This is a genomic window from Streptomyces katrae, from assembly GCF_000966975.1.
Classification (GTDB): Bacteria; Actinomycetota; Actinomycetes; order Streptomycetales; family Streptomycetaceae; genus Streptomyces; species Streptomyces katrae.
Genome location: NZ_JZWV01000842.1, coordinates 1 through 9,354, shown reverse-complemented (window position 1 = coordinate 9,354; position 9,354 = coordinate 1). Strand labels below are relative to the sequence as shown.

Below are 9,354 nucleotides of genomic sequence, written 5' to 3'. Positions count from 1 at the left end.
TGAGGTAGTCGCCGGGGTCGCTGGGGTTGTTCGCGTAGAACTCGACCGACGTGCCCATGATGTCGGAGGTGGCCTCGTTCAGGCCGCCCGACTCGGCGCTGTACTCCAGGCCCGCGGTGGCGGCGGTGACACCGTGCGACATCTCGTGGCCGGCGACGTCCAGCGAGGTCAGCGGGTCGTTGTTGTTCGTGCCGTCGCCGTACGTCATGCAGAAGCAGCTGTCGTCCCAGAACGCGTTGACGTACGCGTTCCCGTAGTGGACGCGGGAGTAGGCGGCGACGCCGTCGCCGCGGATCCCGGCGCGGCCGAAGACGTTCTTGTAGAAGTCCCAGGTGACCCCGGCGCCGTAGGCGGCGTCGGCGCCGGCGGTGGCGGCGTTGGAGTTGGCGCCGTTGCCCCAGGTGTCGGTCGTCTGGCTGAAGAGCGAACCGGTGCCGGACGTACCGTGGTTGAGGTTGTACGTCTTGTGGCCGCCGCGGCCCGTGTCGGTCAGCACGAAGTTCGAACCGGACTTCGACGTGCCGAGGGTGACCTGGCCGCTGTAGTGGGTGTTGCCGACACCGGTCTCGATGCCCTGCCACTGGTGCAGCTTGGCGCCCGTCTTGGCGTCGGTGATGACGTGGAGCTGGTTGGGGGTGCCGTCGTCCTGGAGCCCGCCGATGACGGTCTCGTAGGCCAGGGTCGGCACGCCCTTCGCCATCCAGATGATCTTGCGGGGGGCGGCGTCGGCCTTGTCGGCCTTGGAGCCGGCCGCCTTGGCGGCGTCGAGGGCCTTGGCGGAGGCCGCCGCCGGAGCGTCGGCCGGGGCGGCGGTGGAGATGCCCTGCAGCTGGGCGTTGGACGCCTTGCTCACGCTCTGGGTGCGGTCGGCCGCGGTGCGGTTGACGACCAGGTCGCCGCCGAGGACGGGAAGTCCCTCGTACGTGCGCTCGTACCGGGTGTGGGTGGTACCGTCCTGGTCCTTGACCACGTCGCGGACAACGAGCTTCTCCTGGGCGCCGAGGCCGAGTTCCTTGGCCGTGGCGGCCGTCGTGGCCTGCGCCTTGGCTATGAGGTCGGCGCGCTGGGACGGGGTGAGCTGCGCGGGCAGGGCGCCCGGGTTGCGGACGGGCTGGCCCTTGGGCGCGGCCGCGTTCGCGGAACCGCCGGGCTGCGCGCTGGCGCTGCCGGCCTGGACGCCGACCGTGAGCAGGGCGGCGGCGGCGAGCAGGGCGCCGGTGGCGGTGGCGTTCCGCCGGTGCGTGGACTTCACGCGGACTCCTTCGATGCGTGGGGGGTGGAACCGGCGGCCGGAACGGGCTGCCGGGCGGAGCGTGTGGATCGTCTCCAGCTGGGGATGGGGAGAGGTTGCCAGCGATCTTCATGATCGCCATGGACACGTCAGGTATTGGCCGAAACGCGTCCGGATTTCGACGGGACGTGTTCGCTGAGCGGACACTCACGCCTGGAGCGAATCGGGCCGCATCCGCCCAACTCGGCTGATCCGGGGCGCGACTTGGTCCAGTCTTGGTACTTGGTGTCCTCTGTCGTGTTCAGGTAAAGCGTTCGATATCAAGCGTCAAACAACCTTGTCCTGCTCATGACTTGACGGGTGTGATCGCGGGAGCCGCCCCGGGCGGCGCCACCCCCCGAGGGAGTCCGCCGTGCATCCAGTCCGCCGTACGCGTCCCACCGGGCGAGCCGGCCGCCTCGCGCTCGCCACGGCAGCCGCCGCCGGCGGCCGTGACCGTGACCGCGACCGCCCCCGGGCACGGCTCCGCGGTCCCGCACACCGCGGCCCGGCCGGCCGTCGCCGGACACCCACTGGTCCGTGCCGTGGGCAGCCCCCTCTCCATCGAGGAGTGCCGGGCCAAGTGGAAGATCGCCTGCTACACGCCGCTGCAGTACCGCGAGGCCTACGACCTGAACCCGCTCTACCGGGCGGGCATCACCGGCAAGGGCCGCACGATCGTCATCGTGGACTCCTTCGGCTCGCCCACCGTCCAGCACGACCTGGACGTCTACAGCAGGCAGTTCGGCATCCCCAGCACCCAGGTGCAGGTGGTCAAGAGCGCGCGCCGCGGCACCCCGGACATCTCCATGGCCGCGGCCGTCGACGGAGGCGCCTGGATCTACTCCAGCTACGACCCGTCGGCCACGGGCTGGGACGTCTCCGGCGGCACCAGCGAGTCCAGCCCCCTCTTCTCCGGCATCGTCGCCCTGGCCGACCAGGCCGCGGGCAGGCGCCTGGGCGACATCCACGAAGCGCTGTACCGCCTGTACGGGCGTTCCGCGTACGACCGCTCCACCGGCATCGTCGACGTCAACGACGGTACGGACAACAGCTACCAGGGCGTCACCGGCTACGCCGCGGTGAACGGCTACGACATGGCCACCGGCGTCGGCACCCTGGACGCGGCCCGCTTCGTACCCGCCCTCGCCCGCGAAGGCCGCCGCGGCTGACGGGCCGCCCCCTCCGGCCGGGCGGCGTCGTCGGCCTGATCGCGTCCTTGTGGGGCGGGCGGCGGGCCAGGAGGATCCCCTCGATCCGACCGGTACGGCAGAAGGGATCCGCGATGGAGTGGTGGGGAGTTCTCGGGAGGGCCGGGCTGGTGGTGGCCCTCGCCGGGGCGGGAACGGCCGCGGGCGGGGCGGCGCAGGCGATGCCCGCGGCTCCGCAGCTGGTGGTCCAGCGCACCGCCGGGCTGCTCGACGGGGACATCGTCGGCTTCTCGGTCAAGGGCGGCCCGCCCAAGGCGTACGTGTGGGTCGAGATGTGCGCCCCCGACACGGTGGCGGGGGGCTGCGACGAGGACACCGGGCGGCAGTTCCGCGTACTGCCCGACGGCACCCTGGAGAAGTCGCCGAAGAAGCTGTACGCGGAACTCGCCACCGGTGAGGGCGCCTTCGACTGCCGCACCGCCACCGAGGCCCACCCGTGCCGGCTCGCCCTGACGGACAACACCGGCGCCGTCCTCACCACCGTCCCGCTGGGCTTCCGGCCCCACGGCGCGCTGGAGGCCCCGCCCACCGTACGGGTGGACCCGGCCGAAGGACTCGCCGACGGCCAGTCCGTACACGTCACCGGACGGGGCTACGAGCCGCGGTACCACTCGGTGGTCCTGGAATGCGCCGCCGGCTCCACCGAAGCCACCGCCTGCCGCACCCGGGGCCGCCCGCCCGCCACCACCGACGAGGGGCGGCTGGACGAAACGGTCTCCCTCTCGGCGTCCTTCACCACCGGCGACGGCCGCACGGTCGACTGCCGTACCGCCCCGGGCTGCGAGGTCGTCGTGTTCGGCACCCGGGTCCGCGGGCCGCACTCGGTCTCGCGCCCCGTCCACTTCGCCCCGGTGACCACCCCGGCCGACGGCTGACGACAGTTCCCCGAGAACACGTCCGTGACGGCACCCGTCGCCCGGAGACAGATGCGCGTTGGGCGCCCGGCCCGCCTCCGCGAACTCGGGCGCCTCCACCACGGTGATGCCCCGCGCCCGGAGCCGTTCCGTGCCGTTCGCGCCCGGCACGAAGGTGTCGGGTTCCCGCCAGGCCGTGACCACCCGCCGGATCCCGGCCCCGGCGATCAGTTCCGCGCAGGGGTGCGGGTGCGAGGCGCGCTCGCCGCAGGGCTCCAGGCTGCTGTAGACCGTGGCTCCGGCCAGGTCGGGGTTGCCGCGCACCTTGGCGAGCGCGGCCTGCTCGGCGTGGACGCGCGCGTCGCCGCCCTCGCGGGAGTGGCCCCGCGCGAGCTCCCGGCCGTCGGCGGCGACGACGACCGCCCCGACGGAGAAGGCCGTCGTGGAGGGCGGGCACTCCACCGCCAGCGCGCAGGCTTCCCCGAGCCAGGCGGCGTCGGCCGCGGTGGCCCGTGCGCCGGTTCCCGGGCGGCGGTGGGTGGCGTAGCGCAGCAGGGTCACATCACCGATCCGGCGGGTGCCGACCAGCGCCAGCCGGTGCTCCGGGCCGCCCGGGTAGTCCCCCGCGCCGAACATCCGGGGCGCGTCCGGCCGGCCCACGAGGACCGGGGCGATGACGAGCTGGAGCTCGTCCGCCAGTCCCTGCCGCAGCAGTTGGGTGTGGGTGCTGCCGCCCCCTTCGACCATCAGCCGGCGCACGCCGAGACCGTGGAGGTGGCCGAGGACCTGCGGCCACACGTCGTCCTCCGCCACCTGGTGCACCGTCGCCAGGTCGCCGAGGGCCGCCGCGGCCCGGTCCCGGGCGGCGCGGCCCACGGCGTAGACGACCTTGGCGCCCCCGTGGTGCCAGAACCGCCCGCGCGGATCGAGGTCCCCGCTGCGCGTGACGGTGGCCTTCGCGGGATGCGGGGGGAGTCCGGCCTCCACGCGGGCCGCGCGCCGGGCGGCGGAGGCCACCCGGACGCGGGGATCGTCGGCCCGCAGCGTGCCGGCTCCGAGGAGGACCGCGTCACAGGAGGCGCGCACGGAGTCGACGCGGTCGAAGTCCTCCTCGTTGGAGAGCAGCAGCCGCGGCCGCCCGGGAGGGGTGTCGAGACAGCCGTCCAGGGAGACGGCGGCCGAGAGCAGAACGTAGGGACGGGGCACGGGAAGGCTCCTCGAGGCGGGGGACAGGGCGACTGCAGCGCCCCAGGAACGGGGTTGGCCAGACGCCGGGCGATTGGTACAGTCCAATGCGTGCCGTCGATCTTGGAGCCAACCGGTCTCGACGGCCGAGTCGATCTGCGCATCCGCCCTCTGCGGAACCTCCACCGGACGAGATCCGGTGCACCGTCGGACCAACCTACAGCTGGAACCTGACAGTCATTCACGGAGGAGTCATCTTGCACCGGTCAACAACGAGCCCGCACCGGCGTTTATTCTCGGCCCTTTCCGTGCCGAGGCGCCGATGACCGACATCCTGGTCCCCACCTGGCCGTTGCGTCCCTACGCGGCGGCCCCGCCCCCGCCCGGCTGGCGGCCCACCCGCCGGCTCACCCTGCTGATGCCCTTCCACCGCGAGACCGCGGCGACGCTCGCCCGCTCGGCGCGTGCCGTGGCCGCCCTCGACTACCCCGCCGAACTGCTCCAGGTGCTCTGGCTCGTCGCCGACGGCCCCGAGCACGCCCGGGAGGCGGAGCAGGCGGAGCACGCCCGGGCCGCCGCCGGCCGCCCCGAACTGGACTGGCGCGTCCTGCGCCTGCCCGGCATGCGGCCCAAGGGCGCCGCCCTGAACCACGCCTTCCCCCACGCGGAGGGTGAGATCGTCGCCGTCGTCGACGCGGACGTCGTGCCCGACCCCGGACAGCCGGCCGAAGCGGTGTGGGCCCTGGAACACGGCCATGCCCTCGTCCAGGCCGAGGAGGTCGGAGAACCCGGACAGCGGCTGACCTCACGCGTGAAGACCGCCGAGGACACGGTGTGGCACGCCTCCGTGCGCGGACTGGCCCGCGCCGCCGGTGTCCACGTCGTCGCGGGCAGTTCGGTCTACGCCTGGAGCGCCACCTGGGACCGGGTCCGCCCGATCCGCTCGGACGACGTCGAGGAGTCCTACCACTGGTCCTTGCGGCTGATGAGCGAGGGAGCCTCCACCGGCTTCCTGCGGCGGCCGTCGCGGGTCAGCTCCACCGACCGTCCGGCAGCGGCCCTGCGCCAGCGCGCCCGCTGGGCCCGGGGGCAGCTGCGGGCCGTAGTGGTCAGCTGGCCCGAACTCTCCCCGCGGGGGCGCCTGCTGGGGGCGGTCACGGTCGGCAGCATGGCGGCCCGGGCCGCCATGCCGGCCCTCCTCGCCGCCGCGGTCGTCTCGCCCCGGGCCCGCAAGGCCGCGGCCGCGGTCGTGGTGGCGGACGCGGCCTGCGTCCTGGGCGCCCGGCGCAGCCCCGAGTACCGTGACCGGGCCGACGGCCTGGCCTGGGCCCTCGTCGTGCCCTGGCACCTGGTCGGCGCCCTGGCCGTCTACCGCGCCGTGTGGGAGTGGGCACGCGGCGACCGGGGCTGGCACAGCGTCCGCGAGACCGCCGACACCGGACCGGACACCGCCCCGGACCGGGAAGGAACGTCCCGGTGAGCCCCGCCACCGGAAGCACGCCCGTGATCAGCGCCGCGATCATGGCCCATCCCCGGCGCCTGGACGAGGCCGGCCGGCTCGCGGACACCCTGCGGCCCTGGCGGGCCCGGATCGCCGTCGACCCCGACCCGCACGGGCCGCCCACCACCCTGCGCACCGCCCGCGCGGCCTGGTCCCTGATCGGCGCCGGAGCCACCCATCACCTCGTGCTCCAGGACGACGTGGAGCCCTGCCGCGACTTCGTCCGGCGCGTCGAGGCGGCCGCGCTGGAGCATCCCGACACACCGCTCGCCTTCTACGCCAACTGGAACTCGTGGAACGGCGCCGCGACCCGGGCCGCCGCCCTCCAGGGCGCCTCCTGGGTGCCCGCCGTACCGGGGGAGTGGGTCCCCACCCTGGCGCTGCTCCTGCCCCGGCACGACGTGGAGGCCCTGCTGTCGGCCGTGTCCGGCGAGGACGCCGCGCCGGAACCCGACGACGTGGTGGTGGCCCGTGAGCTGGCCGCGCGCCGCCGCAGCGTCCTGATCTCCGTCCCGCATCTGGTGGAGCACGTCGGATCGGCCAGCATCATCGGCAACGACCGCTACGGGCCCCGGCATTCGGCCTGCTTCGCCGACGACGTCCCCGACGCGCCGCCAGGGCGTCCGGGCGCCGCCGGCACCCTGCCGCAGACCCCGCCGGTGCTCGTCCACCGCCCGCACGGCCACGCCCACGTGGTCCTCACCACCCCGGACGGCGCCGACGGCGAGCCGCTGTTCCTCTCCCGCCAGGCGTACCTGCGCGGCACCCCCGCCGCCGGGCGCGCGCAGGAGCGCTGGACGCGGGCCCGTGCCTCCCTGTCGGGACTGCGCGTACCGGCCGAACTGATGTGGCTGTGCGAGGAGATCTGGCACGGCGGCTACCTGATGGGCCTGCACACCCCGCCGACCGGGCACCCGCCGTCCCCCGCCCTGGTCCGCGTCGCCCTGCGCAGCTGGATCCTCGGCGGCTCGGCCGGCGACCCCGACCGCCGGCTGTGGATCGAACAACGGCTGGCACGCCTCACCGGCCTCGCCGAGGAGGCCTTCACCGCCGGCCGGGACGACCGGCGCGCCCACGGGCCGCTGCCCGCCCTCCCCCAGGAGCGGCTGGCCGGCCTGCCCGCGGCCCGCCACATCTGGCGCGACCCCCAACTCGCCCTGTCCACCTGAGCCGACCGCGCGCGCCGACCCCTCACCCGGCCCCCGGCAGTGTCCCCATGCCCGGACGCGGCCCGGTCGCCGCCGCACACCCCCACGGAACCACACGGCACGAACCGCACGAAGGGTGTTGAATACTGATGGCCACGGCCTTTCCCGTAGACGAGAACCCCGGATCCGACGTCCCCCGCTGCGAGATCCGCGCGGAGGTCCCCGTCCCCATCGAGGCGGGCGGACGTACGCTGACGGCCCGCATGGTCACCTTCTCCGGACTGGTGGACGGCCGCGAACACCTCGCGCTCGTCTTCGGCGAGGAGCTCGCCCCCGTGCCCCTGGTGCGCCTGCACTCCGAGTGCCTCACCGGCGACGTGTTCGGCTCGGGCCGCTGCGACTGCGGGCCCCAGCTCCGGGAGGCCACCGACCGGCTGGCCGACGGCGGCGTCCTGCTCTACCTCCGGCAGGAGGGGCGGGGCATCGGCCTCTACAACAAGCTGGACGCGTACGTGCTCCAGGACCAGGGACTCGACACCTTCGAGGCGAACCGCCGCCTCAGCTTCGCGGACGACGAGCGCGACTACCGGGCCGCCGCGCAGATGCTCCGCGCGCTCGGCGTCGACGGCATCCGCCTCCTCACCAACAACCCTGACAAGGCAGCACAGTTGACCGCCTCGGGTATAGAGGTGCACGACTCGGTGAGCACCGGCGTGTTCCTCGGCGCCGGCAACCGGCGCTACATCGAGGCCAAGGTCCTGCACGCCGGCCACCGCATCGCCCTGACGGAAGTGGCACCGGCGTGAGCCGGCCGACGCCGCACGCACCGGCCGCGCCCGCGCGGTGGCGCCGCGCCCTGGGGGTCCCCGACCTGTCGGGACAGGGCAGGATCGTGGCCGCCACGGCACTCGACACCTTCGGCGCGGGCATGTTCACCCCGCTGTCCTTCCTGTTCTTCCTGATGACCACCGACCTGACGGTGGCTCAGGTAGGTCTGGGGACCAGCGTGGCGACGCTGCTGTCCATACCCCTGACCCCGATCGCGGGCATGGCCGTCGACCGGTGGGGCCCCCGGGTGTCGCTGATCTCCAACAACCTGCTCGCCGCCACCGGGTACCTCTGCTACCTCCTCGTCGACTCGCTGCCCGCCCTCGTGGCGAGCATGCTCGTCGTCCTGGGCGCGGACCGCATGTACTGGGCCGCCTGGCCGGCCTTCGTCGCCGACCTCGCCGAGGGCGCCGAACTCGACCGGTGGTACGCGTTCACGGCGGCGGGCAAGAACGCCAGCGTGGCCGTGGGCGGGGTCGTCGGCGGGCTGCTGCTGGCCAGTGACTGGTCCGGCGCCCCGATGCTGATCGTCGTCCTCAACGCCTCCACCAGCGTGCTGACCGCCCTGCTGTTCTGGAAGCCCGTACGGCAGGCGAAGCCGGCGGAGCCCACGGCACCCGAGGACACGGCGGCGGCCGGAACAGAACCAGCACCGGAACCCGAACCCGGGCGGGCGCAGGTCCCCGAGGGACAGCCGGCACCGGCACGGTCCGGCTGGAGGGCCGTCTTCGCCGACCGGATCCTGCTCTGCGTCCTCGCCTCCCAGACCGCGCTCGCCTTCGCCTGGCTGATCCCGACCCTCATCCTCCCCGTCTACCTCGTCAAGGTGCAGGACCTGCCCGCCTGGCTGCCGTCGACCGCGCTCACCGTCAACGCGCTGCTCATCGTCGCCGTCCAGTCCACCCTGACCGCCCGGCTGGGCACCGTGGCCCGCAGCCGGGTGATCTCCTGGGCGGCGGTGCTGATGCTCGCCACCGTGGGCCTGCTCGCCCTCCTTCCGCTCACCGGCGGAGCCGTCTCCATCGCCCTCGTCCTGGGCGCCGTGATCCTGTTCACCACCGGGCAGATGACCGCCACCCCGGCCGTCGTGGCCCTCTCCGCGACCCTCGCCCCGCACGGGGCACGCGGCCGCTTCCTCTCCCTGTTCAACCTCACCTGGACGGTGTCCGCGACGACCGGGCCCGCGCTCGTCGGCGCGCTCGTCGAACGGCAGGCCGCGCTCCTGTGGGTGGTGCTCGCCTGCCTCGTGGCCCTGGGCGGCCTCGGCTACCGGTTCACCGGAGGCCTGGCACCCCACCGGCTCGGCAGCCCGCGCGCACGGTCGGCCGAAGCCTGACCCGAGGCCGCCCGCCCGCCT

General features: G+C 74.1%; 7 protein-coding genes and 1 pseudogene. 6 read left to right on the top strand and 2 right to left on the bottom strand.

The window, feature by feature from the left end; translation table 11 throughout:
- Nucleotides 1-1,252: M4 family metallopeptidase (locus VR44_RS27735; protein ID WP_045950347.1), on the bottom strand; the 1,252-nt coding region annotated here is incomplete at its 3' end.
- 470 nt (nucleotides 1,253-1,722) lie between these two features.
- Between VR44_RS27735 and VR44_RS27730 the strand changes: the two genes are divergently transcribed.
- Both VR44_RS27730 and VR44_RS41515 read left to right on the top strand, forming a co-directional pair.
- The gene (locus tag VR44_RS27730; protein WP_245692346.1) at nucleotides 1,723-2,442 is read left to right on the top strand and encodes a S8/S53 family peptidase; all 720 of its coding nucleotides are present in this window, start codon (nucleotides 1,723-1,725) and stop codon (nucleotides 2,440-2,442) included.
- Between the two features lie 113 nt (nucleotides 2,443-2,555).
- Complete coding sequence (locus VR44_RS41515; protein ID WP_094191953.1) at nucleotides 2,556-3,356, top strand: neocarzinostatin apoprotein domain-containing protein; 801 nt, start codon at nucleotides 2,556-2,558, stop codon at nucleotides 3,354-3,356.
- Nucleotides 3,357-3,404: 48 nt separating this feature from the next.
- Here the strand turns inward: VR44_RS41515 and VR44_RS43020 are convergent.
- Nucleotides 3,405-4,541: pseudogene (locus tag VR44_RS43020) on the bottom strand (dihydrofolate reductase family protein); the annotation flags it as partial.
- Between the two features lie 301 nt (nucleotides 4,542-4,842).
- Here VR44_RS43020 and VR44_RS27720 point away from each other — a divergent pair.
- The 4 genes from VR44_RS27720 to VR44_RS27705 all read left to right on the top strand — a co-directional run bounded on the left by VR44_RS27720 (nucleotide 4,843) and on the right by VR44_RS27705 (nucleotide 9,333).
- Nucleotides 4,843-6,000, top strand: coding sequence for a glycosyltransferase family 2 protein (locus tag VR44_RS27720; RefSeq protein WP_045950346.1), 1,158 nt, complete (start codon nucleotides 4,843-4,845; stop codon nucleotides 5,998-6,000).
- A complete protein-coding gene (locus VR44_RS27715) occupies nucleotides 5,997-7,190 on the top strand; it encodes a hypothetical protein (RefSeq protein ID WP_045950345.1) in 1,194 nt (397 codons plus the stop codon). Before VR44_RS27720 ends, VR44_RS27715 begins: the two co-directional genes overlap by 4 nt.
- A 128-nt stretch (nucleotides 7,191-7,318) precedes the next feature.
- Nucleotides 7,319-7,975, top strand: coding sequence for a GTP cyclohydrolase II (locus VR44_RS27710; protein ID WP_045950344.1), 657 nt, complete (start codon nucleotides 7,319-7,321; stop codon nucleotides 7,973-7,975).
- Nucleotides 7,972-9,333: an MFS transporter gene (locus tag VR44_RS27705; protein WP_052713854.1), complete on the top strand. Its 1,362-nt coding sequence runs from the start codon at nucleotides 7,972-7,974 to the stop codon at nucleotides 9,331-9,333. The genes VR44_RS27710 and VR44_RS27705 overlap by 4 nt, the downstream gene beginning before the upstream one ends.
- The last annotated feature ends 21 nt before the right edge of the window (nucleotides 9,334-9,354 follow it).